General features: G+C 44.9%; 22 protein-coding genes. 9 read left to right on the top strand and 13 right to left on the bottom strand.

The genetic code is table 11. The annotated features are described in order from the left end of the window. The first annotated feature begins 166 nt into the window (after positions 1-166). Both ettA and AACT42_RS22695 read left to right on the top strand, forming a co-directional pair. On the top strand, positions 167-1834 hold the full coding sequence (gene ettA / locus AACT42_RS22700; RefSeq protein ID WP_010319161.1) for an energy-dependent translational throttle protein EttA: 1668 nt from the start codon (positions 167-169) through the stop codon (positions 1832-1834). 190 nt (positions 1835-2024) lie between these two features. Then, entirely contained in the window at positions 2025-2402 is a 378-nt protein-coding gene (locus tag AACT42_RS22695; protein WP_013857542.1) for a PilZ domain-containing protein, read from the top strand. 45 nt (positions 2403-2447) lie between these two features. Here the strand turns inward: AACT42_RS22695 and tyrA are convergent, their stop codons facing one another. Further along, positions 2448-3575 carry a bifunctional chorismate mutase/prephenate dehydrogenase gene (gene tyrA / locus AACT42_RS22690; protein ID WP_017043283.1) on the bottom strand — a complete coding sequence of 376 codons (1128 nt, stop codon included), beginning with the start codon at positions 3573-3575 and terminating at the stop codon, positions 2448-2450. An 11-nt stretch (positions 3576-3586) separates the two neighbouring features. Then, positions 3587-4666 (bottom strand): 3-deoxy-7-phosphoheptulonate synthase, encoded by a 1080-nt coding sequence (locus tag AACT42_RS22685; RefSeq protein ID WP_094133058.1) that lies wholly within the window; start codon positions 4664-4666, stop codon positions 3587-3589. Positions 4667-5041: 375 nt separating this feature from the next. Here AACT42_RS22685 and AACT42_RS22680 point away from each other — a divergent pair, with 375 nt between their 5' ends. Together AACT42_RS22680 and btsR are read left to right on the top strand one after the other, a co-directional pair. Beyond that, the gene (locus tag AACT42_RS22680) at positions 5042-6721 is read left to right on the top strand and encodes a sensor histidine kinase (protein ID WP_094133059.1); all 1680 of its coding nucleotides are present in this window, start codon (positions 5042-5044) and stop codon (positions 6719-6721) included. A gap of 9 nt (positions 6722-6730) precedes the next feature. Further along, positions 6731-7447 (top strand): two-component system response regulator BtsR, encoded by a 717-nt coding sequence (btsR, locus tag AACT42_RS22675; protein WP_017046291.1) that lies wholly within the window; start codon positions 6731-6733, stop codon positions 7445-7447. 55 nt (positions 7448-7502) lie between these two features. Here the strand turns inward: btsR and nagZ are convergent, their stop codons facing one another. Further along, positions 7503-8489 (bottom strand): beta-N-acetylhexosaminidase, encoded by a 987-nt coding sequence (gene nagZ, locus AACT42_RS22670; RefSeq protein ID WP_038220500.1) that lies wholly within the window; start codon positions 8487-8489, stop codon positions 7503-7505. A 98-nt stretch (positions 8490-8587) separates the two neighbouring features. On the opposite strand from nagZ, the gene AACT42_RS22665 reads away from it, so the two are divergent. Beyond that, positions 8588-9700 (top strand): anhydro-N-acetylmuramic acid kinase, encoded by a 1113-nt coding sequence (locus tag AACT42_RS22665; protein ID WP_026028077.1) that lies wholly within the window; start codon positions 8588-8590, stop codon positions 9698-9700. 15 nt (positions 9701-9715) lie between these two features. Then, entirely contained in the window at positions 9716-10645 is a 930-nt protein-coding gene (gene murQ / locus AACT42_RS22660) for an N-acetylmuramic acid 6-phosphate etherase (protein WP_017048824.1), read from the top strand. Here murQ and AACT42_RS22655 read toward each other — a convergent pair. Both AACT42_RS22655 and AACT42_RS22650 read right to left on the bottom strand, forming a co-directional pair. Further along, on the bottom strand, positions 10642-12438 hold the full coding sequence (locus AACT42_RS22655; protein WP_013857550.1) for a cation:proton antiporter: 1797 nt from the start codon (positions 12436-12438) through the stop codon (positions 10642-10644). The two genes, murQ and AACT42_RS22655, sit on opposite strands and share 4 nt — an antisense overlap. 51 nt (positions 12439-12489) lie before the next feature. Next, the gene (locus AACT42_RS22650; RefSeq protein WP_064624503.1) at positions 12490-12831 is read right to left on the bottom strand and encodes a DUF2799 domain-containing protein; all 342 of its coding nucleotides are present in this window, start codon (positions 12829-12831) and stop codon (positions 12490-12492) included. Between the two features lie 243 nt (positions 12832-13074). Here AACT42_RS22650 and AACT42_RS22645 point away from each other — a divergent pair, with 243 nt between their 5' ends. After that, complete coding sequence (locus tag AACT42_RS22645; RefSeq protein WP_017043277.1) at positions 13075-14559, top strand: carbon starvation CstA family protein; 1485 nt, start codon at positions 13075-13077, stop codon at positions 14557-14559. A 92-nt stretch (positions 14560-14651) separates the two neighbouring features. On the opposite strand, the gene ispH is transcribed toward AACT42_RS22645, so the two are convergent. The 6 genes from ispH to murJ form a co-directional block, all read right to left on the bottom strand. Beyond that, complete coding sequence (gene ispH, locus AACT42_RS22640) at positions 14652-15614, bottom strand: 4-hydroxy-3-methylbut-2-enyl diphosphate reductase (protein ID WP_013857553.1); 963 nt, start codon at positions 15612-15614, stop codon at positions 14652-14654. A gap of 26 nt (positions 15615-15640) precedes the next feature. Further along, entirely contained in the window at positions 15641-16072 is a 432-nt protein-coding gene (gene fkpB, locus AACT42_RS22635) for an FKBP-type peptidyl-prolyl cis-trans isomerase (protein ID WP_013857554.1), read from the bottom strand. A gap of 168 nt (positions 16073-16240) precedes the next feature. Beyond that, the gene (lspA, locus tag AACT42_RS22630) at positions 16241-16750 is read right to left on the bottom strand and encodes a signal peptidase II (protein ID WP_026028078.1); all 510 of its coding nucleotides are present in this window, start codon (positions 16748-16750) and stop codon (positions 16241-16243) included. 17 nt (positions 16751-16767) lie between these two features. Continuing rightward, on the bottom strand, positions 16768-19626 hold the full coding sequence (ileS, locus tag AACT42_RS22625; protein WP_094167997.1) for an isoleucine--tRNA ligase: 2859 nt from the start codon (positions 19624-19626) through the stop codon (positions 16768-16770). A gap of 63 nt (positions 19627-19689) precedes the next feature. After that, positions 19690-20625: a bifunctional riboflavin kinase/FAD synthetase gene (gene ribF / locus AACT42_RS22620; protein ID WP_026028079.1), complete on the bottom strand. Its 936-nt coding sequence runs from the start codon at positions 20623-20625 to the stop codon at positions 19690-19692. 71 nt (positions 20626-20696) lie between these two features. Next, positions 20697-22259 carry a murein biosynthesis integral membrane protein MurJ gene (murJ, locus tag AACT42_RS22615; RefSeq protein WP_026028080.1) on the bottom strand — a complete coding sequence of 521 codons (1563 nt, stop codon included), beginning with the start codon at positions 22257-22259 and terminating at the stop codon, positions 20697-20699. Positions 22260-22516: 257 nt separating this feature from the next. On the opposite strand from murJ, the gene rpsT reads away from it, so the two are divergent. After that, positions 22517-22777 (top strand): 30S ribosomal protein S20, encoded by a 261-nt coding sequence (gene rpsT / locus AACT42_RS22610; RefSeq protein ID WP_026027444.1) that lies wholly within the window; start codon positions 22517-22519, stop codon positions 22775-22777. Between the two features lie 151 nt (positions 22778-22928). On the opposite strand, the gene AACT42_RS22605 is transcribed toward rpsT, so the two are convergent. Both AACT42_RS22605 and nhaR read right to left on the bottom strand, forming a co-directional pair. Further along, positions 22929-23222 carry an ArsR/SmtB family transcription factor gene (locus tag AACT42_RS22605; protein WP_026028082.1) on the bottom strand — a complete coding sequence of 98 codons (294 nt, stop codon included), beginning with the start codon at positions 23220-23222 and terminating at the stop codon, positions 22929-22931. Between the two features lie 274 nt (positions 23223-23496). Continuing rightward, positions 23497-24387, bottom strand: a complete 891-nt coding sequence (gene nhaR / locus AACT42_RS22600) for a transcriptional activator NhaR (RefSeq protein WP_026027442.1) — start codon at positions 24385-24387, stop codon at positions 23497-23499. A gap of 371 nt (positions 24388-24758) precedes the next feature. Between nhaR and AACT42_RS22595 the strand changes: the two genes are divergently transcribed. Further along, complete coding sequence (locus tag AACT42_RS22595; RefSeq protein ID WP_017047902.1) at positions 24759-25904, top strand: Na/Pi symporter; 1146 nt, start codon at positions 24759-24761, stop codon at positions 25902-25904. Positions 25905-25965 lie beyond the last annotated feature (61 nt).

The raw sequence follows: 25965 nt of genomic DNA, 5'->3' as shown, positions 1-25965 counted from the left end.
TTCATAAAAGTGCGACATATGAACTTAGTAACTTAATGTTTCGTTACTTTTTTATCGATGAAAAACACCATCTAAGCTCTAAAAATTAGGTACCTAGTAACAAATGCGATCACTTTGGTATAAAATGACCACTTTCTTCTGTTACTAAGATTAGGAACAATCGGCAATGGCTGAATACGTATATACCATGTCGCGGGTGAGTAAAATTGTCCCGCCTAAGCGTCAAATTCTCAAAGACATCTCTCTGAGCTTTTTCCCTGGAGCTAAAATCGGTGTTTTAGGTCTCAATGGTTCAGGTAAATCCACCCTGTTACGTATCATGGCTGGCATCGATACTGATATTGATGGGGAAGCACGCCCGCAAGCAGGATTGAAAGTCGGCTACTTGCCTCAAGAACCAGTACTGGATGAATCAAAAACCGTGCGTGAAGTGGTGGAAGAGGCCGTTTCTGATGTGGCTGGCGCACTAACTCGCCTCGATGCTGTTTATGCGGCATATGCAGAACCCGACGCCGATTTTGATGCGTTAGCCAAAGAGCAAGGTGAGCTCGAGGCTCTGATTCAAGCTAAAGATGGCCATAATTTAGAGAACGCTTTAGAGCGTGCGGCCAATGCACTTCGTCTACCAGAATGGGATGCTAAAATCGCCGTTTTGTCTGGTGGTGAGCGCCGCCGTGTGGCGATCTGCCGTTTGCTACTTGAAAAACCAGACATGCTGCTGCTTGACGAACCAACCAACCACTTAGACGCGGAATCTGTTGCTTGGCTAGAGCACTTCCTTGTCGACTATTCAGGCACAGTCGTCGCCATCACCCACGACCGTTACTTCCTTGATAATGCTGCTGGTTGGATTTTAGAACTTGACCGCGGTGAAGGCATTCCTTGGCAAGGTAACTACACCTCGTGGCTCGAACAGAAAGATGAACGCTTAAAGCAAGAATCATCTCAAGAGAGTGCTCGCCAAAAAACGATTGAAAAAGAGCTGGAATGGGTTCGTAAAAACCCGAAAGGCCGCCAAGCAAAATCAAAAGCACGTATGGCACGCTTTGAAGAACTTAATAATACTGAACATCAAAAACGTAATGAAACCAACGAACTCTTCATCCCGCCGGGCGAACGTTTAGGTGACAAAGTATTGGAAGTTCGTAACTTAACCAAATCGTTTGGTGATCGTGTACTGATTGATAATTTATCATTTAGCATGCCGAAAGGAGCGATTGTCGGCATCATCGGTGCTAACGGTGCGGGTAAATCAACGCTGTTTAAAATGCTAAGTGGCGTAGAGCAACCAGATTCTGGTGAAATTGAATTGGGCGCAACCGTGAAATTAGCCTCGGTTGATCAGTTCCGTGACAGCATGAACGACAAAAATACCGTCTTCCAAGAGATCTCAGAAGGGGCGGATATTATCAAGATCAACAATTTTGAAATTCCTGCGCGTGCTTACTGCTCTCGCTTTAACTTCAAAGGCGTCGATCAACAAAAAGTGCTCGGTCAGCTATCGGGCGGTGAGCGCAACCGTGTTCATTTAGCCAAATTGCTTAAAGCTGGCGGTAACGTCCTATTACTCGACGAACCAACCAACGATCTGGATGTTGAAACGCTACGCGCATTGGAAGAGGCGCTGCTGGAATTCCCTGGTTGCGCCATGGTTATCTCGCACGACCGTTGGTTCCTAGACCGTATTGCGACCCACATTCTGGACTACCGTGATGAAGGTGAAGTGAAGTTCTATGAAGGCAATTACAGCGAATACACTGAGTGGTTAAAACAGACATTGGGCGCTCAAGCGGCAGAACCACACCGCATTAAATACAAGCGTATGACCAAATAACTCTGTATTTGAAGTCTCTGGCCGCAATCTATTGCGGCCTTTTTATTACTTGTACATCACGCATCACACAACAAGATGCAGGATTCGCGACACTGCCTTCAATTAGGTCTAAACTTAATGGGTATAATTTTTCAATGAGCGATACAGAGCCGAAGCTGGCACAGGTCAACGCTCAACAAGAGAGAGTACCATGATTGAAAGACGTCGCTTTTCACGCATCATCTATCAGATGCCTGCCACCTTATTGCAAGGTAAACATACCGTCACCACAACGATTCAGGATTTGTCGCTGCATGGGTTATTGCTCTCATGCCCTGACGCGGACAAATTAGTGCTCAATGAAATGGCACAAGTCCATTTCACACTACCAGACAGCGATGTCACTATTAATCTAGTCGCCAAGTTGATCCACATTCAAAACAACATTATTCGTGTCAGCATCAATCACATTGATATTGAAAGTATTGGCCATTTGAAACGTTTAGTTGAATTGAACATGGGTGATGAAAGTTTGCTCCATCGCGAACTGGAATACTTGTCTGATTTAGGGGATGAACCGGAAGAATGAGCGGCGGCCGTATTCACAACAACCGCACTCGCCGTTCAGACAGCCTTAAACACGATGAATGGCATCGTTCGCTTGTTTTAACAGGTTTTGACTTTCAAGCATAAATTGTTGTGAATAACTGCCAAACCAATCACTCACTTTGCTAAAGTTTTCCACAAAAGCTTGCTTCTCACGCCCGTCAAGTAAGGTTAACGCCTCACCAAAACAAGCATGAAAACGTTTTATCATCTCAACGTTCTCTTCCGATGAGAAAATGATATCGCCATACAAGTGAGGATCTTGACCAAAAAGCCGTCCAACCATCGCCAGTTCTAAACGATAAATCGGTGAACTCAGCTGCAGTAATTTTTGGATATTCGGATTTTCTTTAGAAAGATGTAAACCGTATACAAACGAAGTGAAGTGACGCAGTGCTTGGATCAAGGTCATGCCGTGATCGTGTTCTGCGGCATCAATCTGGCACAAACTCGCTCCCCATATCGAAAACTGTTTTAGCAACCACTGATAACTCTCTTCTCCTCGCCCATCGCAATAGACGATCACTTGCTTGGCCATACTAGGGACATCTGGGCCAAACATTGGGTGTAATCCAACCACTGGGCCAGAGTGTGTTTTAAGCATCGCCTGTAGAGGCTTAGACTTAATCGATGTGAGGTCGCACAAAATACAATCGGCAGGCAAATGAGCAAGTTTTTCAATCACACCGACGGTTAAGTGAATAGGAACCGTCACTACAACCAAACCGGCATCATGCAGTATCTCATCGGCTTGATGCCAATCTTTACTGCCTAATACTTTCACCTGATAGCCCGACAGTTTGAACATACGGCCAAATAAGCCACCAAGTTGACCATGACCGCCAATAATCACCACAGAGCGCAGCTCTGGGTTTAAGCACTTAAAGCCAGAATCCTTTTCACTGGCATAAGATTCACGCATAGTACGGCGCAAAATATCTTCAATCAGTTGTGGCGGGACGCCTTTTCTTTCCGCTTCAGCGCGGCGAGAAGCCAGCATCGCCGCTTCTCGATCAGGAGCATAAATCGGTAGACCATGTCGGCTCTTGACTTCCCCCACCTTTTCAACCAAAGCTAATCGGCGTGCAAGCAGCTCGACCATTTGTTTATCGACAGCATCAATTTGATCACGTAATTCGTTAAGTTCAACAGCCATGGCACTTCCCTTTATTCACCTTTTTTTAGGCGATTTTCTAAGAACGGAACGAGCTCTTGATGAGCATGTCGTAATAGTGCCTCAGTTGATGGCCAATTAATACAGGCATCCGTAATCGATATACCGTATTCCATTTCGTTACGAGGAAGGTCAGAAGATTGATTACCTTCATTGAGGTGACTTTCAATCATCAAACCAATAATAGACTGATTTCCTTCACGAATTTGATGAATCACATCTTCAGCGACTAACGGCTGACGACGGTAATCTTTACGTGAATTAGCATGGCTGCAATCCACCATTAACGACGCATCCAATTTATGTTTTGCCATCTCTTGCTCACACTCGGTGACCGACACTGAATCGTAGTTGGTTTGCTTACCGCCACGTAAAATGACATGTCCATTTGGGTTGCCTTGAGTGGTAAGTAAGGCCACTTGCCCTTCACTATTAATGCCCATAAAGCGGTGGCTGGATGACGCCGCCTGCATCGCATTGATTGCCGTTGCTAAATTGCCATCGGTGCCGTTTTTAAACCCAATCGGCATCGACAAACCACTGGCCATTTCCCGGTGTGTTTGGGATTCCGTAGTGCGTGCACCAATCGCCGCCCAACTGAATGTATCAGCTAAATATTGAGGGCTGATCGGATCAAGCGCTTCGGTCGCCAGAGGGATCTCCATCTCCGCTAGCTCAACTAACAATTGACGACCAACGTGTAAACCATGTTCGATATCAAAACTGCCATCAAGATGAGGATCGTTAATCAGACCTTTCCAGCCAACCGTTGTACGCGGCTTTTCAAAGTAAACACGCATGACAATGTACAGTTGATCACTCAACTGCTCTGAGAGTGATTTCAAGCGCTTTGCGTACTCTTTTGCCGCATCAATATCATGAATAGAGCAAGGACCGCACACCACCAGTAAACGGTGATCTTTTTTATGGATAATATTGGCAATTGTCTGACGAGAGTGTTGAATGAACTGGCGAGCTTGATGACTGAGCGGCAGCTTAGCTTTTAATTGTTCCGGAGTGATCAGCACTTGCTCATCACTGATATTAATATTACTTAGTTCACTTTTTTGCATCTCATTACCTGTAATTATTTGTTTACACAAAATCTTATTGCATACCTAAACACCAATAAAAGACAAATTAACAGGCTTTAAAAACATTTCAAGTGTAAATTTAAAAAAACATAATGTGTAAAAATAAAATTACACATGTATTTATCTTCTATTAAAGCAAAAAATATAAGCTGACGCGTATTTTATTCTCTCTATCTCACCTAAAATAGTGAGGATGAATCGTAAATCATACCCAAAGAGATTGGTGTTACAGTCTGGCCATCCGTACATAAATCCTAATGTATATAGAAAACTCTACGCTTAGGAAAATGAACAAAGCCAATACTACTGTAGCTTCAAGTGAAAAGGGGATCACCAAACCAACGGGTTTTTGACATGGATTTAATTCTTTCCTTACTGCAACAGATGTGTGTTTACCTCGTTCTCGCTTATATGTTGAGTAAAACACCCATTTTCTTGCCGCTGCTTAACATTTCCAGTCGAATTAGCCACAAAATCAGTACCTATGTTTTGTTTTCCCTCTTTTGCATCATGGGCACCTATTTTGGTTTGCAGATCAACGATGCGATTGCCAATACGCGGGCGATAGGTGCTGTCATGGGTGGGTTATTTGGTGGCCCCATTGTGGGGTTTGCGGTTGGATTTACTGGCGGTATGCATCGCTACACTTTAGGCGGTTTTACCGATGTGGCATGCGCCATTTCAACTACTGCAGAAGGTTTGATTGGTGGATTGCTGCACACCTATTTACTGAGAAAGGGCAAAGGGCGACTCCTGTTTAGCCCCAGCATTGTTTTTGCCGTAACACTGTTTGCTGAAATAGTGCAAATGTTGGTGATTTTGTTAGTCGCTAAACCGTTTGTTGATGCATACGCCTTAGTCTCGACCATCGCCGCGCCCATGATCATCGCTAACTCAGTCGGCGCAGCGCTATTCATGAGCATTTTACAAGACAGAAAAACCATTTTTGAAGAGTACTCCGCCACCTTTTCTCGTCGCGCACTGAATATTGCTGAGCGTTCAGTTGGCATTTTGGCCAACGGTTTTAATCCACACAATGCAGGTAAAGTCGCTCGAATTGTTTACGAAATGACCAATGTTGGCGCGGTATCCATCACCGATAGAGAAAAAATACTCGCGTTTATCGGTATCGGTGATGACCACCACAAACCCAATACGCCGATCTCATCACAAAGTACACTCGATGCGATCACCAAAAACCGCATTATTTACCTCGACGGAAAAGATTCCCCCTATCAATGCTCACTCTCTAAAAACTGCAAACTCGGTTCAGCGTTAATCATTCCACTTAGAGCAGGAGATCGCGTAATTGGAACCATAAAGCTGTACGAGCCGAAGCGTAAACTTTTTTCAACAATTAACATGTCAATGGCGGAAGGGATTGCACAATTACTGTCGAGCCAAATTCTGTACGGCGAATACCAGCAAAAGCAGATGCTGCTTTCTCGCGCCGAGATCAAACTGCTGCATGCTCAAGTCAACCCCCACTTTCTGTTTAATGCGCTCAATACCATTAGTGCCATCACCCGCCGTGATCCCGACAAAGCGCGAGAACTTATCCAGCATCTTTCGCACTTCTTTCGTAGTAACCTCAAACAAAATATTGAGACAGTGACTCTTAAAGAAGAATTAGCACATGTCAAAGCCTACTTAACCATAGAACAAGCGCGTTTTGCCGATCGCCTTGAAGTGGATATTTCCATCGATGATGCATTACTGCTTGAGCGCAATGTACCCAGTTTTACTCTACAGCCACTGGTAGAAAATGCGATAAAGCACGGCACCTCTAACTTGTTAGAAGGCGGACGGGTACGAATCTACAGCCAAGCGCAAACGGAAGGATACAAAATTGTAGTGGAAGATAATGCGGGCAGTTACCAAGCTCCGAATGAAGATTACGATGGTTTAGGCATGCAAATTGTCAATAAACGCTTAACTAATAAATTTGGCGAACAAGCCGCACTAAAAACGGAAGTATTGGCTAATCAATACACACGAATGAGCTTTCTCATTCCTCATCAAGGATTTAACTAAGGGAATAACATGCTATCGGCACTGGTTATTGATGACGAACTGCTCGCTCGGGAAGAACTGACTGAGCTACTAGAAGAGACGGGCGATGTTGATGTGATTGGTCACGCCAGTAATGCGATCGAAGGGTTAAAAAAAATCAATCAGCTAAAGCCAGACGTGGTGTTTCTCGACATCCAAATGCCACAAGTTACTGGCATTGAGCTGCTAGGGATGCTTGACCCAGATACGATGCCCAATGTGGTGTTTGTCACCGCTTATGATCAGTATGCACTGCAAGCGTTTGAGGAAAATGCGTTTGATTATCTACTCAAGCCAGTTGACCCTGAGCGCTTAAAGAAAACGCTGCAACGTTTAGTTCGCCAAGGGCACAAAAAGCAGGATTTTTCGATTTTATCACCAGCAGGGTTAGATCAAGTTCCCTGCATTGGATTAAATCGAATTGTGATCATTGCCACCAAAGATGTCGAGTTTGCTTTGAGCGACATCAGTGGTGTTCATGTGCAAACCCATTTACAACGAGCCACCAGCCAATTAACGCTCAAAATTTTGGAAGAAAGAACGCCACTGGTTCGTTGTCACCGCCAGTATTTAATCAATACTAGGGCGATTAAAGAGATCAAATTATTGGACAATGGGCTGGCGGAAATCATCACCCTGAGTGATCACAAAGTGCCCGTCAGCCGACGTTATCTAAAAAATTTAAAAGAAGTTCTGGGTTTTCACTAACCGCAACGAATAGAAAATAACGGCGCTGAAGCTTTCACGCACAGCGCCATTTTTTTTACTCACCAAGCAGTCGTTTCATCGCTTCTGAGGCTTGTTTCCACTGTTCAGTGCTTTGCAGTTGAGGAAGATTAAAAGCACGACGTTTGAGTAGAGACTCAGCCGCTGGCACATCCAAAATCGGCAAATTATCCAATACTTCAATTTGAGCTGCGCGTTGATTGCACACTAAAATCATGTCACATCCAGCGGCTAGCGATTGATGCGCGCGCTCGGCAGGACCGCCCATGACAGATGCCCCTTCCATTGTTAAATCATCAGAAAAGACTAATCCTTTGAACCCTAACTGCTGGCGAAGTACTTGCTTCAACCAAAACGCAGAACCGCTGGCAGGTTGATCATCATAGTGAGGATAAATCACATGTGCAGGCATCATGGCATCGAGCACTCCAGCTTCAATCTGCGCTTTGAATATTGCCATGTCCTCTTCCATCACCGTGCTGCGCTCATCATAGGGCGTCTCAAGATGCGAGTCAGCGATTACCCCGCCGTGACCGGGAAAGTGTTTACCTGTTGTTGCCATGCCAGCCTCTTTCATGCCTTGCATATAGGCTGAACTGTGGCGAATGATGCTCTGTACATCATCACCAAAAGCACGATTACCAATCGCTTTACACGCATGACCTTTATCCAATACAGGAGCAAAGCTGAGATCAATATCATGAGCAATCAACTCCGCCGCCATCAGCCAGCCACCTTGGCGAGCTAATGCTTCACCATTATTCTGCTTGGCATACTGCTGCGCGGCAGGGATCAGCGAAAACCCATCACGAAAACGCTGTACTCGCCCACCTTCTTGATCGACACCAATTAAAATCGGACGTTTTGCTGCATGGCGAATCGCTTTATTAAGCGCAAGCAACTGCGCGTTATCGTGATAATTACGCGCAAAAAGAATGACCCCGCCGACAGTGGGATGCTCAAGAATCTCTTTGTCTTCAGCGCTCAATTCACAGCCTGCCACATCTAGCCACAACGGTCCCATGCTCACTCCAAAAATTTACTTAAACAGTTAATTTAACGAGGTTATTCGCTTTGAATTTCTATTACAATGATTTTGTTTTCGAGTTGAAGGAGAAGCGAATGAAGAGCATTGAACGCTACATTGGTGTGATGTCTGGCACAAGCATGGATGGTGTCGATACAGCGCTGGTCGAAATGGATGGCAACCAAATTCGTTTATTGGCTCACGCTGATTTCCCAATGCCAGAAGATCTCAAACAGCGTTTGCTGAATGTCTGTATTGGGCAATCAACCAATGTGCAAGAGATTGGCGAGTTAGACCACTTGCTCGGCCATCTGTTTGCTGATGCAGTCATCGCTTTACTGGCTCAATCAGGCTATCAAGCGTGCGATATTCGCGCGATTGGCTGCCATGGCCAAACGGTTTTTCATCAACCCAACGGTAATACGCCTTTTACGATGCAACTCGGTGATGCCAATATCATCAGTAGCAAAACTGGCATCGACACGGTGGCTGATTTTCGTCGCAAAGATATGGCGCTCGGCGGCCAAGGAGCTCCATTAGTCCCTGCATTTCACGACACCATTTTCAAATCAACCGATTCGAGCGTTGTAGTACTCAATATTGGCGGCATCGCTAATATTTCGGTACTGCGGCCGCAGCAAAAAGTATTAGGCTACGATACGGGCCCGGGCAATATGTTGATGGATGCGTGGTGCTTTGAACAGACAGGCCATAAGTTTGATGATAATGGCATGTGGGCGAGATCGGGAAAGGTACACCAACCACTACTCGAACGTCTCAATCAAGAGCCGTACCTTGCGTTGAATGCACCGAAAAGTACGGGTCGCGAGCTGTTTAATCTCCCTTGGCTTCAGCAGATATTGGCTGAGTTTTCGTTAGCAGCAGAAGATGTGCAACGTACACTCTGTGAATACACAGCACTCACCATCGCCACGCAAGTCGCACACTACCAATGTGGGCCAGCGCCGGAATTGCTGCTGTGTGGGGGAGGTGCCCGTAACCCGCTATTGGTTGAACGTTTGCAGGCCCATTTAGCACACTGGCGCATCATGCCCACCAGCGATAAAGGGGTGGATAGTGACTACATGGAAGCGATGGCTTTTGCTTGGCTTGCTCAACGTCGTCTGCATAATTTACCCAGCAATCTACCAGAAGTAACCGGAGCAAGCGCTCTCGCTTCGTTGGGTGTGGTCTATTTTACTCATTAATAAGTAAGGAATGGTATGACTAATGACGCGCTGCTCTCTGCGCTTTCTCACCTTATTTCCGAAGGTCGCAACCCTGACACAATGGATATTGACTTACTATCAGCACAAGAAATTGTAGAACGGCTCAATCAACAAGATAAGCACGTTCCGCTGGCCGTCGAAAAAGTCCTTCCGGAGATCGCCTTAGCCGTGGATCGAATTACCTATGCATTCAAACATGGTGGTCGATTAATCTACATTGGCGCAGGAACCAGTGGCCGATTAGGCGTTCTTGATGCGTCAGAGTGCCCTCCAACATTTGGGGTTAGCGATCAGATGGTGATTGGTTTGATTGCCGGTGGGAAAGAGGCCATGTTCAGTGCTAAAGAAGGGGCGGAAGATTGCGCAGAACTCGGCATTCAAGATCTCAAAAGCATTCATTTTACGGATCAAGATGTGGTTGTTGGCATTGCCGCTAGTGGGCGAACACCTTATGTCATCGGTGCCTTGGAGTATGCTAATGATTTGGGCGCGACAACCATTGCCCTATCATGTAACCCGGATTCCCCGATTGCAGAATTGGCGCAAATAGCCATTAGCCCTGTCGTTGGGCCAGAAGCTCTGACCGGTTCAACGCGCTTAAAATCCGGTACAGCGCAGAAGCTGGTACTCAACATGCTCACCACCGCTAGCATGATCCGTCTTGGTAAGAGTTACCAAAATTTAATGGTCGATGTTAAGGCCACTAACCGAAAACTCATCGCCAGAGCGGTGCGAATTGTGATGCAAGCAACCGACTGTGAACGCGCTGAGGCTGAATACTTATTAGCCCAAAGCAACAACAATGTAAAAGTAGCGATATTGATGCACTTGACGGGGTTAAGTTATGCAGAAGCTATGGATAAATTGACTGAGTCTGATGGTTTTCTTCGCCGGGCAATGGAAAGTGAACACGAGAGCCACTAGTGGCTCTGGCTCTGTTTGATCAACGAGACGACTATTTCACCTTCCGTAGGTAAAAACTCCTGAATAGAATGGTGCATCTGGATACGGCCTTTGACGTTCACCATAAACAGTGGCAAAACAAAATGTTCTTTGTTCTGCTGGAGATAATCTTGGTAGGTGAAACTTTCGCTCAGTTTTGTGTGCTTAATTTCTGCACCTTGGTTGATCAAACTGGCTAATTTTTTATAACTCACTTCACCATTAAAAAGTGATAAACCGTGATATTCCTGAGCCACTTTGTGTTTATCGCTACTATTGTCATTGGCATGATCGTTCAAACAAAATACGCGTTTTTCACCGAAATCACTGAGAAAATGCATGCAAGCCATAATATTGAAATGCTTATCAGGGCTAAGTGCAACCACATGACCAATACCAATCAAATCTAAATATTCATCGGCGTGGCTTGATATCGGATTACCATAATAATTGGCTAGCCCCGCCATTCGCGCCTGACTAATGTAGTCCCAGTTAGAATCGGTGAGCACAACGCGACAATCATATTTCGCAAACGCCTTTCCAAGCGCTCGAGCGACGTCATTCGCACCAATAATCAAAAAACCACGCGGAGCAGGTTCTGCCACCTTCAATGCCATTGCAATAGGACGCGCCGTCGCACTTTGTAAAATCACCGTTCCAATAATGACCATAAACGTTAAAGGCACTAATAGTGTCGCTCCCTCTACACCTGCCGCTGTCAGTTTGATAGCAAATAGAGAAGAAATAGAAGCAGCCACAATACCGCGAGGCGCCACCCAAGCCAAAAAAGCTTTCTCTTTGAAAGATAATGAGCTGCGCACGGTTGCAATAAAAATGGACATCGGACGGGAAACTAACTGCATTACCACCAACAACAGCAATGCACTCCACCCTAATGCTTGGAAATCAGCCAGCTCGATGCGTGCAGCCAAAAGGATAAAGAGGCCAGTGATTAGCAAAATAGTCAGGTTTTCTTTGAAATGAAGAATATGCTGAATATTGACGTTTTTAGCATTTGCCAGCCACATCCCCATCACCGTCACCGTCAGTAAGCCAGACTCTGACTCGATGGCATTAGAAGCGGAAAAGACGCCAAGTACCACAGCCAATACAGCAAAAGGCTGTAAATATTCAGGCAACATGCCTCGCTTCAATATGACAGCGACGGCTTGGCCAGCAGCCGCTCCTATACTTAAACCAACACCAATAATTAAAGAGAAAACGTATAAGCTATGCGCTTCACTGCTAGAGATAATAAACTCATACACCATCACCACAAACAGTGCACCCAACGGGTCGATGAGTATTCCTTCCCAGCGCAATATATTGGAAAGTCGAGCATTTGGCCGCACGGTACGTAGCAGCGGTACTATGACGGTCGGCCCGGTAACTACGGTCAAACTGCCAAACAGCAGCGCAAGTGACCAATCAAAGTCCAATAAATAATACGACGCAACGCTGGTTATTCCCCATGAAACTAGGGCTCCAAGCGACACAATGCTCCACACAGTGTGGTTGACGCCGCGAATATCTTTGAAGTTGAGTGTGAGGCTACCCTCAAACAAAATCACCGCAACCGCAAGAGAAATCAAAGGGAATAATAATTCTCCCAATAGCTGCTGAGGTTCTAACCACCCAGTCAACGGACCAACGACAATGCCCGCAATTAATAAAAATAAAATAGCAGGAAGACGCAACTTCCATGCTAACCACTGGCACGTCAAACCAAGAACGCCAATGGCTGCAATAGCTAAAGCAATAAACTCTTCATGCATATATTTTCTCTAATAGCGATATCTTAAATGGATAACCCATCAATAGGTGGGTTAATTAGAAAACTCATTCCAACCCCGTTGCCATTCCATGCGAAAGCGCTGTGCTTGCTCGGTTCCTTCGCACGCACCTTCATAATATAGTCCTGACAATCCAATTTGATAGGCGAAATTGGGGTTACAATACTCGCTTAGTCCTTTAACGTATCCCGCTTCGTAATCGGCTTGTTGCACCAAACCCAGCTCAGAAAGCTTTTTATAGCTGCGCTGAGTATGACCTGTGACTCCATCTTGATAACCAATTTGTTGCCAATCTCCGTTTTGTGCTAATTCAGCATCAGAGGCCGCACACCCAATCATCAATATAGCAGCGCACAATACACTTAATTTTTTCATTGTTGTCCTTAAGTTCTTATTTTCATTCAATTAGCCTAGCAGATTGCTTGTAAGATGCCACTCATTGCCTCCCAGCAGCAAAGCATTATTGATCCAGATGATGAGACGAGCCCTAAACCACTTATTGTGTGAAATAGCCACTTAACTGGCTATAGTGCCGCTCACTGGAAAAGCAGATGTTTCTCGTCACAGAGCCCTTTATTATCCACAGTGAGCTTAATTCATTCATAAAGGACAATTGCTATGATGTGGTTTCTTACCTGTGTCGCAGCCCTACTGGCCGGATACTTTATCTACGGCGCTTTTGTAGAAAAAGTATTTGGTATTAACGAGAACCGTAAAACACCGGCCCACACCATGAGTGATGGCGTGGACTATGTTCCTATGTCGACCAAAAAAGTCTACTTGGTACAATTGCTTAATATTGCTGGCGTAGGCCCAATTTTCGGCCCAATCATGGGCGCACTCTATGGTCCTGCAGCAATGTTGTGGATTGTCGTTGGCTGTATTTTTGCAGGTGCGGTGCATGACTACTTTTCAGGCATGTTGTCGGTACGCAATGGCGGCGCTTCAGTGCCCACCATTACTGGCCGTTACCTAGGCAATGGCGCCAAACATTTTATGAACATTTTTGCCATTGTACTGCTACTGCTTGTGGGGGTTGTTTTCGTTTCTGCGCCTGCGGGGATGATCACCAATCTGATTAACGAGCAAACGAGTCTAACGGTGAGCATGACCTCAATGGTGGTGATCATTTTCGCTTACTACATTCTCGCCACCATCGTTCCTGTCGATAAAATCATCGGCCGTTTCTACCCACTGTTCGGCGCATTGTTAATCTTTATGTCGGTTGGCTTAATGACCGCGATTGCACTTTCCAGTGAACACACTGTGATGGGCGGTTTTGAAATGAGCGACATGTTCAGCAACATGAACCCGAACGACCTACCACTTTGGCCAGCGCTCTTTATCACGATTGCTTGCGGTGCTATCTCTGGTTTCCATGCAACTCAGTCGCCATTGATGGCTCGCTGTATGGAAAATGAAAAAAATGGCCGCTTCGTGTTTTACGGTGCCATGATTGGTGAAGGCATTATCGCACTTATCTGGTGTGCGATTGCACTCTCTTTCTTTGGTTCATTGGAAGGATTATCAGAAGCGGTGAAAAACGGCGGCCCGGGTAACGTTGTGTACAGCGCATCCTTTGGCTTATTAGGTGTGTTTGGCGGCATCATCGCCTTCTTGGGTGTGGTTATCCTACCCATCACCTCAGGCGATACTGCATTTCGCTCTAGCCGTTTGATCTTAGCTGAATATTTCAATATGGAACAAAAAACGCTGCGTAATCGCTTGTTCATGGCACTGCCGCTGTTTGTTTTGGGTGCCATTCTCACTCAAGTGGATTTCGGTATTATTTGGCGCTACTTCGGTTTTGCCAACCAAACCACAGCAGTAATGATGCTTTGGACCGCTTCCGCCTATTTACTACGCCATAACAAACTGCATTGGATTGCGACTATCCCCGCGATGTTTATGACCACGGTTTGTGCCACCTTCATTCTTAATAACAGTGCATTAGGCTTTGGCTTACCGATGCAAGCATCAACCATTGCCGGTATTTTGTTCTCACTGTCCGTAACCATATATGTAATTAGAATCTCCAAAGGTAAAGGCGACATCGAACTTACCGATGAAGAAAAACCGAAAGCAGTCACAGAAACTGCATAGTGTGAATGACGCTTCGCTTGCGTTATAGAAAAGGGCTTCCATTTGGAAGCCCTTCTTCTTTTATTGGTACGTCTAATTCAAATGCTTTTTGACTAGTCGATTTGCTTGATTTGTAGCTCTTTGGGCACTTCAAAAAACATGTTCTCTTCTCGTCCAAGCACTTCTTCAACCGATTGAGCACCAAGCTCTTTAATACGATCTAGGATCTGATTCACTAATGCTTCGGGTGCCGATGCACCGGCCGTGACGCCAACGGTTTTCTTACCATCAAACCACGTTGGATCAATATCTTCAGGGCAATCAATCAAGTAACCCGGCGTTCCGAGCTTTTCCGCCAATTCTTTTAAACGCGTAGAGTTTGATGAGTTTTTCGAGCCCACCACCACCACCAAATCAACATCCAATGCAAGTTGACGCACCGCATCTTGGCGGTTTTGTGTCGCGTAACAGATATCATCTTTACGTGGTCCCTGAATATCCGGAAACACTTCACGCAATTTATCAATCACATCGGCTGTTTCATCCACCGACAAGGTGGTTTGGCTAACATAATGTAAATTAGTCGGATCTTTAACGATAGCTTTTAGTGATTCAACATCTTCCGGTTTTTCAACCAAGTACATGCCGCCTTTTTTACTGGCGTATTGGCCCATGGTTCCTTCCACTTCAGGATGACCTGCATGGCCAATCAGCACTACTTCCATACTGCGGCGACTGGCTCGAGCCACTTCCATATGCACTTTAGTCACCAAAGGGCAAGTGGCATCAAACACGGTTAATGCACGCGCTTTCGCTTCAAGTCTCACTGCTTGCGAAACGCCATGAGCAGAAAAGATCACAATATTGTCATCAGGTACTTCGTGTAAGTCCTCAACAAAAATGGCCCCGCGCTGCTTCAGCCCTTCCACCACAAAGCGGTTATGCACCACTTCATGCCGTACATAAATCGGAGGCTGATACAGCTCAAGTGCGCGTTCAACAATGCTGATCGCACGATCAACACCGGCGCAAAAACCACGAGGGTTGGCTAACAATATTTTCATTTCATTGCTCATTGAATAGGGTTATCGCAAGTTGCCAATTATTCTACAGACAAAATTTCAACATCAAAAATGACATCTTGTCCTGCAAGTGGGTGGTTAAAATCAACCGTTACCGAATCGCCCGCAATAGCGGTGATAATGCCAGGAATTTCTAAGCCATCGCGGCCACTAAACGCCATAATCGTGCCAACTTCCACCTCAGTATTACCGGCAAATTTGGCGCGATCCATATGGTGGATGTTATCTGGGTTAGACAAACCAAACGCGTCTTCGGCTTTTAACTCAATGGTTTTGGATTCTCCGGCACTCAGACCGATTAAGCACAACTCAAAATTGTCGCTTAGACTGCCATCACCAATAACCAATTTCGCTGGTTTGCCCATATTATGAGTGCTATCCGCAATAGAGCCATCTTTTAATTTAATGGTGAAGTGTAGGGTTACCGCACTGTTTGCTTTTATTGTCGTCACGTGATTTCTCTTTATTTATTTTAGTGTGGAGACAAGGCATCCATAACGACATAAAAATGCCCGTTTTTAGTACGCCTATCACCACCGTATTTTTAGAGATGAAGAGTAAACAAAAAGCGCCACCTGAATCAACAGACAGCGCTTAGGGTTATTCAACTATTTTAGCCATTATGAGTGCGCATCGTCTTTTTTACGAAAGCCATCAAGGATAATCATTGCTGCACCAAGGCAAATGGCACTGTCAGCCAAGTTAAACGCTGGCCAGTGATAATTGCCCCAGTAGAAATCAAGATAATCAACCACAAAACCGTGCACGATACGATCAAACACGTTGCCGATTGCGCCACCAATAATCATGGCATAAGCGATATTATGCCACTTCTCTTGCGCAGGCAGCTTACTCATCCAGTAAGTGAGGAGCCCCGTCACAGCAAAGGCAATAGCGGTAAACAACCAACGTTGCCAACCCGCTTGATCGCCTAAAAAGCTAAATGCCGCACCATAGTTATGTACATAAAGTAGGTTAAAAAAAGGCATTACTTCGATGCGATTTGCCCAACCATACCCCATGTTATCCATGACCATCAGCTTTATACCGACATCAAGGGTAAAGACCAGAAGCGCTAGCCATAGCCAGCGAACTCCTGATTGTTTCCAAGTAAGCGTCTGCTCTGCCATATTGAATCCCAATATTATTAAGCGAACTTACGAACTTCGCCTTCACCATCCACGTTCGACACACAACGGCCACAAATAGTTTCATGACCAGTGATAGTGCCAACGTCAGGAGTATGATGCCAACAACGATCGCACTTCTCTGCTTCGGTTGCGCTCACCAACACAAACAAACCTGCAGTTTCCGTTGCTTGTGCCGCATCGCTTTTCTCAGCCAGAGGCTTCACTATCGCTTTTGATGTCAGCAGTACAAAACGCAGTTCATCTTCAAGCTTGTTTAACTGAGCCACTAAAGCGTCATCAGCAAACAGCACCACTTCAGCTTGTAATGAGCCACCAATGATTTTTTCACTACGAGCAGTTTCAAGCAACTTGTTCACCGAGCTACGAACTTTTTGCATCTCTGCCCAAAATTCATTGTTCAACTCTTCGCCTTCAGTTAACCCAAACAGACCTTCAAACCACTCACCCGTGAAGACAAATTTTTCACGCGGCTCGCCGTTAGCTTGCATCGCTGGCATTTCGTTCCAAATTTCATCAGCCGTAAATGACATGATCGGTGCCATCCAACGAACCAAAGCCTCAACGATGTAATACAGCGCCGTTTGACAGCTACGCTGTGCATGTGCACCTTGTTTAGCGGTGTATTGGCGATCTTTAATCACATCAAGGTAGAACGAACCCATTTCAATTGAGCAGAAGTGCATCAAACGTTGGATCACGCCATGCGTATTATACTCTTCATATGCTTTGACAATTTCTTGTTGCGCCGCAAAGGCACGGCCTACGGCCCAGCGATCCAGCGACACCATCTCGTCAGCTGCAACCATATCCGTTGCTGGGTTAAACCCATTGAGGTTGGCTAAGAAGAAACGTGCTGTATTACGGATACGGCGATAAGCATCCGCCGAACGTTTTAGAATTTCGTCAGAAACCGCCACTTCACCAGTGTAATCAGTCGATGCAACCCATAGACGCAGGATGTCTGCACCCAGTTTATTGGTGACATCTTTTGGCGCAACCACGTTGCCGATTGATTTTGACATCTTGCGGCCATGACCATCGACCACAAAGCCATGCGTCAATACTTGTTTGTAAGGCGCAGCACCTTTCATTGCTACCGATGAAATCAATGAAGATTGGAACCAACCACGATGCTGATCTGAACCTTCAAGGTACAGATCTGCACCGTGGCCATTGAACTCTTCACGCTTATCAACAACGGCGTAGTGAGTCACACCAGAGTCGAACCACACATCCAGTGTATCGAGTACTTTTTCGTAATGCTTGGCATCTTCCTCGCCCAAGATCTCAGCAGTGTCGACATCCCACCACGCTTGAATCCCTTTTTGTTCTACCAATTGCGCCACTGTTTCAATCAGCGCAGGGCTATTAGGATGAAGTTCTGCCGTCTCTTTATGCACAAATAGCGCAATCGGTACACCCCAAGTACGCTGACGAGAAATACACCATTCAGGACGACCTTCAATCATTGCTTCGATGCGGCTTTGACCCCATTCCGGCATCCATTGTACGCCTTTGATCGATTCTAGAGCTTGGGCGCGTAGACCGGCTTGCTCCATAGAGACAAACCATTGTGGTGTTGCACGGAAAATGATTGGAGTTTTATGACGCCAGCAGTGAGGATAGCTATGCTCGTAGGCATGGTGGTGCAACAAAGCACCTTTTCCTTTCAGTACTTCAAGTACAGAGTCATTCGCTTTAAACACATGTTGACCAGCAAATAGCTCGGTGTCTGCTAGATATACGCCGTTTGAACCGACAGGGTTGGCTACTTCAAGGCCGTATTGCTGACCGACCACGAAGTCTTCTTGACCATGACCAGGTGCAGTATGAACGACACCAGTACCCGATTCAGTAGTTACGTGCTCACCCAAAATCGCAGGCACAGTAAATGCGTAAAATGGATGATCAAAAGGCATTAGTTCAAGGTCTGCACCTCGGCAAAAACCAAGGTTGTGGTAATGACTGATGCCAGCACGATCCATGACACTTTTTGCAAGTTCTGACGCAACGATAATGCGTTCAGCAGAGCGTTCACCGTCTGCTTCAATTTGCAGCAAAACATATTCAAGATCATCACGTAAGCAGACTGCGCGGTTAGCTGGCAAGGTCCAAGGTGTGGTTGTCCAAATGACAATCGACACTTCACCGTGGCCGACGTGATCAGCCGCGAGCGTGAACTTTTCAAGCAGCGCCGCTTCATCGGCTGCTTTGAATCGTACGTCAATCGAAGGTGACACTTTATCTTTGTATTCAACTTCCGCTTCAGCCAGTGCTGAACCACAATCAGTACACCAGTGAACGGGTTTGAAACCTTTCAGCAGGTGGCCTTTATCGGCAATTTTACCCAATGCGCGAATAATGTTCGCTTCGGTGGCGAAATCCATGGTGCGATAAGGTTTATCCCACTCACCCATGATGCCCAAACGCTTAAAGCTCTCTTTCTGGCCTTCCACTTGACCTGCTGCATATTCACGGCATTTTTCACGAAACTCAGCCGCGGTCACTTTCTGGCCCGGTTTGCCGACTTTTTTCTCTACCATCAATTCGATAGGTAGGCCGTGACAGTCCCAACCTGGGATGTAAGGCGCGTCAAAACCAGATAAGGTTTTCGATTTGATAATAATGTCTTTAAGAATCTTATTCAGTGCGTGACCAATATGAATATCACCGTTGGCATAAGGAGGGCCATCGTGCAATACGAAAGATTTTTTGCCTTTTTTGGCTTTACGGATTTCGCCGTAAAGATCTTCTTGATACCAACGCTTTAACATTTCTGGCTCACGTTTAGCCAGATCGCCACGCATTGGAAACCCTGTTTCAGGTAGGTTCAGGGTATCTTTATAATCACTCATCGATTCTTAATTCCGTTATATTGGGCGACGTTAGACATGATATTAATCGGTGGAATAATCCGACTAATTCTTTAGCTGATGCAACCACACCCTTGCCGCATCAGCATCCAATTCAATTTGTTGCTTTAACGCTCCAAAAGATTCAAATTTCTTTTCATCTCGAAGCTTATGTAAAAGTGCCACTTCTAGCTGTTTGCCATATAAATTGGCATGAAAGTCAAACAAGTGTACTTCAAGTTGTTGGCGAACCCCGTTGACTGTTGGCCTATTACCAATATTGGCAATTCCTCCGATAGGCGAGTTATCAAGGCCATAGACATTGACGACGTAAACACCAGAGACCGGTGAAACACAGCGCTTAAGCGGAATGTTCGCTGTAGGAAAACCAATGGTTCGCCCTAACTTTTGACCATGCGACACTCGACCACTGATACCGTAATCACGACCGAGCATCTGCTTAGCTAACACTAAGTCATCGCTTGCTAAAGCGTTACGAATAGCAGTACTACTCACTCTTTGTTGTTGCAAGCAAAAACTGTGGGTACTTACCACCTCAAAACCAAACTGTTGTCCAGCTTGCTGCAGCATACTGAAATTACCTTGGCGATTTTTACCAAAACAAAAATCATCACCAATCACCAGAAACTTAACACCCAACTGAGCGACCAACAAGTCACGAATAAAAGCTTCTGCCGTTAAATTAGCAAAGTGCTGGTTAAAATTCACACATAACAATCTGTCAACCGACTGCTTGTTCAATTGCACAAATTTATCACGTAATCGAGTTAATCGAGCTGGTGCATTGTGCTTGGCAAATAATTCTAATGGCTGCGGTTCAAACGTCATGACCACCGAAGGTAAACCCAATAATTGCGCTTTCTTGGATACTTGCTTCAAAACTTGCTGATGCCCTAAATGAACACCATCAAAGTTTCCGATGGTTAATACACAGCCATGATGCTGTGGCTTGATATTGTGAATGCCGCGAATCAATTCCATTAGAAAATGCTTAAAACCTATAGTTCTCAATTAGCAAGGTGCGAAACCGACGGATTATATACTAATCACCATTAATCTGTCGCCGCTTTTAAGTCTTTTAAACGCACGCCAAGCACGGCTAGGCAAAGCAAATAACTGACCGCACCGATACTGATCAGCATCACCAATGATGTAGCCCTCTGTGTCAGGCTCCACTCTAGCCACGTTGACATTTCTTCCAATTGCCAAACAATGACCACAACCATCGCACTGCTGGCCACCATTAAGCGAATAATAAAACCAATAGTTTTACGGGTGATCTGATACACCCCTTGCACATGTAACCCTCTGTAAAGCAGTGCCATGTTGATAAAAGCAGATAATGACGTAGCTAACGCCAAACCAACATAACTTAAATGCCACGCTAAAAGCGCATTGAAGACCATATTAGAGATCATGGCGATAATGCCATAACGAACTGGCGTTTTGGTGTCTTGCCGAGAGTAGTACCCTGGTGCAAGCACTTTGATCAGCATAAAACTGATCAAGCCCAAACCAAATGCATAGAGTGACAACGCCGTTTGATTGACATCATTCGGGGTAAACTCACCTCGCATAAATAGCACCATAAGCATCGGTTTTGCCAACACAATCAGGCCTAACATCGCAGGAAAACCGAGCAGACAAACCATACGAATACCCCAATCCATGGTTTGCGAAAATCCTTCGCTGTGGGCATCAACATGTTTACGGGATAATGCAGGCAAAATAACGGTAGCGATCGCAATACCAAATAAGCCTAACGGAAATTCTAGCAAACGGTCTGAATAGTAAAGCCAGCTGATGGAGCCCGTTTGTAAGAAGCTGGCAATGAAGGTGTCCAGCAATAAGTTAATTTGACTGACCGATACCCCAAAAAGAGCGGGCAACATCAAAGTGCGAATTTTCACAACCCCCGGTTCATTCCAACCCCATTGAGGCCAAACCAATAAACCTGCTTTGAGCAAAAATGGAATTTGAAATAGAAACTGGACCAATCCCCCAAGAAGGACGCCAATCGCCAAGCCAATTTCCGGTTGCTGTAAGTGCGGCGACAAAAACCAAGCGCAACCGATGATCATTACATTCAAAAATACAGGGGTAAAAGAAGAGACGGCAAATTTGCCCAGGGTATTGAGAATCGCTCCTGATAAAGCAACAAAAGTGATAAACCATAAGTAAGGAAAAGTGATTTTTAATAATAAACTCGCAAGCTCAAACTTATGCGCATCAGGACCATCATTAAGCCAATCTAAAAACCAACCAGCCCCAAACAGTGCCGTGACCGCACCAGAGCATAAGATCCCCACAACAGTCACCAAAGTGACAATCACCCCCAATGTGCCAGATGCTTTAGCGATCAGCTCGCGTGTTTTATTGATATCTCCGGATGAATGGTATTCGGTCAGTACTGGAACAAATGCTTGAGAAAACGCCCCTTCGGCAAATAGCCGACGTAAAAAGTTAGGAATTTTATTAGCAAAGAAAAAAACATCGGCACTCGCACCTGCCCCCATCAAATTCGCAACAACTACGTCACGAACTAGGCCCAACACACGAGAAATCAACGTCATAGCACTGACAATCAAGCCAGATTTGAGTAGGCGTTTGCTCACTATTACCTCGAAAAACAAGCCAAAACGTCATTATCCACAGCAACACATAAGGAATGTCAGTGCGAGATCAGATAAGTATTAGCATTGGAAAAAAAATACTGTTAGAATCCCCGCATCTTAACCGCGATGACCTTCCTATACCAAAATTTGTTTGGCCTAGAACGGTTTTTGCACAAATCATTTGACAATTGAGAGCAAATAAGGGATATTCCCCGCCCTTAAATTGTCACCGAACTAAGTTTTTGGGAGTTAGACCCTTGGCAAATAGTAAATCTGCTAAGAAGCGCGCTATCCAAGCTGAGAAACGTCGTCAGCATAATGCTAGCCGTCGTTCTATGATGCGCACTTACATGAAGAAAACCATCGCAGCTATCGCAGCTGGCGATAAAGAAGCTGCAACTGCTGCATTTGCTGCAGTTACACCAATCCTTGACCGTATGTCGACTAAAGGTCTTGTTCACAAGAACAAAGCTGCTCGCCATAAGTCTCGTTTCGCTGCAGCAATCAAAGCTCTATAATTTAGACTTGGTTCCACGCGAAAATAAAAACCGGCTAAGGCCGGTTTTTTTATATCTGCAATGTCAAGTAAAGTATTTACTCTAATTTTAATATAAAAAATCCGAACTATGTTACTGAAACATAATTTCGGATTGTGTATTTTTCAAAACACTAGCGGCAGTATAAACCGTGTAACAACTCAATCATCGCCTTGATCTCATGGCTGCTGAGTGTGTAGTAAACCGTCTGAGCTTCTTTTCTTGTATCCACTAACCCATCTCTTCTTAACCAAGCAAGATGCTGCGAAAGTGCCGATTGACTCAATTCTAATTTCCCACATAGCTCACCAACCGACAGTTCTTGATTGTGTAATAAACACAATATTTGTAGGCGTCTTTCGTTAGCCATAGCCTTTAACAACACCACTGCTTTAGCGGAATTTTTTTCCATTTCTTGTAGGTTCATGAATAAGCTCCCTTGGAACAACTTCTTACATCAAACGCATCACAAGTTTGCATCTTCCTTAACCCAACAGGTTATGAGTTTATAAGTAAGGTTAGTACCTTTTTCTACGTAGTTTAATTGTTATACCGTTTATGACGGCAACCATTCAATAGAGCGTCAATAACGGCATCAGAAGGCGTATAACCAGTTTAGATTAGTATTACTTGGCAAGCGATAATTAATAATATTGCTAGATAATGAGATAGTAATCTATTTATCGTTAGTAGTGAAAGCATCATACAAACAAATTATTAAAATCTGCATCGCAAACATTTTTCACTGCCGGATGTTGGATCATCCTCTCAGCAAAAATGACGTAGTACTCTTCTTTTAAATCATCAATCTGACCGATGAGTTGCAAAGGAAGATCATCACCAACTTCAGTCACATAGATTGAGGGCGCTAAAAAAATTGCATCATGATGATAACGCGCAAAAGCTTTCATCAATGCCGCATCATCAAACTCCCCCAGAATATTCGGCTTCAGGCCTTGACGGTCAAACCATTGCAATAGATTACGCCCCATCGCGGTTCGGCTTCCCGGTATCAACAACTTTCTCTGCTCTAAAATGGCGGGAAAAGAGACATTTTCAACCTTGCCTGAACAAAAAAAACTCATGTGACTCTCACCCAGTTTTTTGCTGAACAGGCCCGGGCTTTGGCTGGAATCGACGGGATAATCAGAGAGAATCATATCCAATTTGTGTTGTGAAAGTTGCTCTAACAACATTTCATGGGTCGATTCAAAACAACGCAAGTGGATACTGCTATCGGCCGGGACCGTCGTCATCAGTATTTTACTGACAAGCCGTTTAGAGAGGGCATCCGCCACTCCTACATCAAACAGCAGATTAGAGCGCTGACTATAATTGACAATATCGAGCATCTCATAACTTAAGCCGAACATCCGGTCAGCATATTTAAAAACCAGTTGCCCAAGTTCTGTCGGTTCAATGCTACGACCATTACGCTTAGTAAGCTTACCATCCATGCGCTCTTCAAAAGCCTTAATTTGCCCAGTGACGGTTTGCGGAGTCAAGAAGAGTGCTTCTGCAGCTTTAGTGACCGATCCCTGCTTGCATACCATCCAGAAGTAGTAAAGATGATTGTAGTTGAGGTGAAACATGATAAGGACACTCAATTTTATCTGGTCGTTGTTTATAACAAACCCAAACCAAATGAGCAATTAACTCGGAAAAACCGAACTTAAGAACGTTAGCTAATCTTAATACCGAGCAGTTAGAGTTCAAAAATGACAACTTCGTCATAAAATATCTAAAACTAGCGTCCCTCGCCCTCCTCCTCCACGTTGTTAAAATCGCATAACATCATGAAAATTCAATAAATAAAGAATTAAAAGTCACCGTGAAACTTGTTTTTATCATAGTTATCAATGAGAAACACACTGTCATATAAATGAAATAATTATTCTCTACTATCTCGCTCAGATTCAACAACAGACCGAACAACACTCAAAAGGTCAATGGAGAAAAGAAAATGAACCAAGCGACAACTACTGCTGCACCCATTGCGAGTACCACTCGCTGGCTGCGTTGGGCGAACTTGGCATTCATGCTCTACCTACTGCTACTTGCAGTGGCGATGGTAGGTAGTGGATTTAAATGGGCGACAGGTGATCAAGCTAAGGTACTGTTTGAGTTTGCCTCACACCCAATAGCGGGGTTGATGATAGGGTTAGTCGCCACAGCATTGATTCAATCTTCAAGCACCGTAACCTCTATCATTGTCGGTCTTGTGGCTGGCGGATTACCTGTTGAAATGGCGATCCCAATGGTTATGGGTGCCAATATTGGCACCACAGTAACCAACACGCTTGTTAGCCTTGGACACGTTCGTTGCCAAGTCGAATTTAAACGCGCTTTTGCAAGTGCAACAATTCACGACTTCTTTAATCTTTTGGCGGTACTGATTTTCCTACCGTTAGAGATGATGTTTGGTATTTTAGAGAAAATTTCTCATTGGCTTGTGTCACCTTTGCTCTCTACTGGTGATATGAGCATGAAAGGACTCGATTTTATCAAACCTATCACGAGCCCAATTATCACGGCACTAAAAGGCCAGCTGATCACTTTTGGTGAAGTTGTAGGTGGCGTGATGTTGATTGTACTTGGTATTGCGACCATTTTTGTGGCTATCACTGTCATGGGTAAGCTCATGAAGAGTTTGATGGTGGGCCGTGCGAAAGAGATACTCAAAGATGCCATTGGGCGCGGACCGCTGCACGGTATCCTTTCAGGTTCAATCGTCACTGTATTGGTTCAATCTTCTTCAACTACCACCAGTTTAATGGTTCCGCTGGTCGGCACTGGTGTATTGAAAGTACGCGATGTTTACCCATTCACTTTAGGGGCTAATATTGGCACTTGCATTACCGCCCTACTCGCGGCAACGGCCGTTTCTGGTGAGTTTGCGGTATTTGCCTTGCAAATTGCTTTAGTCCACTTAACCTTTAATGTATTAGCCACTGTGTTGATCTATGGGGTTCCATTTTTACGTGAACTGCCAATTAAAGGCGCAGAAATGATTGCTGAGATGGCAACAAAGAATAAAGCGGTCGTTGCGGGTTATTTACTATCGGTCTTTATCATTATGCCTGGCGGTATACTGGCACTAACGGCTTAAGTAACGAACAAACCACACGACAGATCAAAAAAATCCCCGAGCAACGCTTCGGGGATTTTTT

The sequence above is a fragment of the Vibrio sp. V15_P4S5T153 genome (assembly GCF_963874485.1).
Classification (GTDB): domain Bacteria; phylum Pseudomonadota; class Gammaproteobacteria; order Enterobacterales; family Vibrionaceae; genus Vibrio; species Vibrio anguillarum.
This window is presented reverse-complemented; position numbering and strand designations above follow the sequence as displayed.

Excerpts from the sequence above, each read along its gene's own strand:
- ettA (WP_010319161.1), top strand. The coding sequence starts at position 167 with ATGGCTGAATACGTATATACCATGTCGCGGGTGAGTAAAATTGTCCCG.
- AACT42_RS22695 (WP_013857542.1), top strand. The coding sequence starts at position 2,025 with ATGATTGAAAGACGTCGCTTTTCACGCATCATCTATCAGATGCCTGCC.
- tyrA (WP_017043283.1), bottom strand. The coding sequence starts at position 3,575 with ATGGCTGTTGAACTTAACGAATTACGTGATCAAATTGATGCTGTCGAT.
- AACT42_RS22685 (WP_094133058.1), bottom strand. The coding sequence starts at position 4,666 with ATGCAAAAAAGTGAACTAAGTAATATTAATATCAGTGATGAGCAAGTG.
- AACT42_RS22680 (WP_094133059.1), top strand. The coding sequence starts at position 5,042 with ATGGATTTAATTCTTTCCTTACTGCAACAGATGTGTGTTTACCTCGTT.
- btsR (WP_017046291.1), top strand. The coding sequence starts at position 6,731 with ATGCTATCGGCACTGGTTATTGATGACGAACTGCTCGCTCGGGAAGAA.
- nagZ (WP_038220500.1), bottom strand. The coding sequence starts at position 8,489 with ATGGGACCGTTGTGGCTAGATGTGGCAGGCTGTGAATTGAGCGCTGAA.
- AACT42_RS22665 (WP_026028077.1), top strand. The coding sequence starts at position 8,588 with ATGAAGAGCATTGAACGCTACATTGGTGTGATGTCTGGCACAAGCATG.
- murQ (WP_017048824.1), top strand. The coding sequence starts at position 9,716 with ATGACTAATGACGCGCTGCTCTCTGCGCTTTCTCACCTTATTTCCGAA.
- AACT42_RS22655 (WP_013857550.1), bottom strand. The coding sequence starts at position 12,438 with ATGCATGAAGAGTTTATTGCTTTAGCTATTGCAGCCATTGGCGTTCTT.
- AACT42_RS22650 (WP_064624503.1), bottom strand. The coding sequence starts at position 12,831 with ATGAAAAAATTAAGTGTATTGTGCGCTGCTATATTGATGATTGGGTGT.
- AACT42_RS22645 (WP_017043277.1), top strand. The coding sequence starts at position 13,075 with ATGATGTGGTTTCTTACCTGTGTCGCAGCCCTACTGGCCGGATACTTT.
- ispH (WP_013857553.1), bottom strand. The coding sequence starts at position 15,614 with ATGAGCAATGAAATGAAAATATTGTTAGCCAACCCTCGTGGTTTTTGC.
- lspA (WP_026028078.1), bottom strand. The coding sequence starts at position 16,750 with ATGGCAGAGCAGACGCTTACTTGGAAACAATCAGGAGTTCGCTGGCTA.
- ileS (WP_094167997.1), bottom strand. The coding sequence starts at position 19,626 with ATGAGTGATTATAAAGATACCCTGAACCTACCTGAAACAGGGTTTCCA.
- ribF (WP_026028079.1), bottom strand. The coding sequence starts at position 20,625 with ATGGAATTGATTCGCGGCATTCACAATATCAAGCCACAGCATCATGGC.
- AACT42_RS22605 (WP_026028082.1), bottom strand. The coding sequence starts at position 23,222 with ATGAACCTACAAGAAATGGAAAAAAATTCCGCTAAAGCAGTGGTGTTG.
- nhaR (WP_026027442.1), bottom strand. The coding sequence starts at position 24,387 with ATGTTTCACCTCAACTACAATCATCTTTACTACTTCTGGATGGTATGC.
- AACT42_RS22595 (WP_017047902.1), top strand. The coding sequence starts at position 24,759 with ATGAACCAAGCGACAACTACTGCTGCACCCATTGCGAGTACCACTCGC.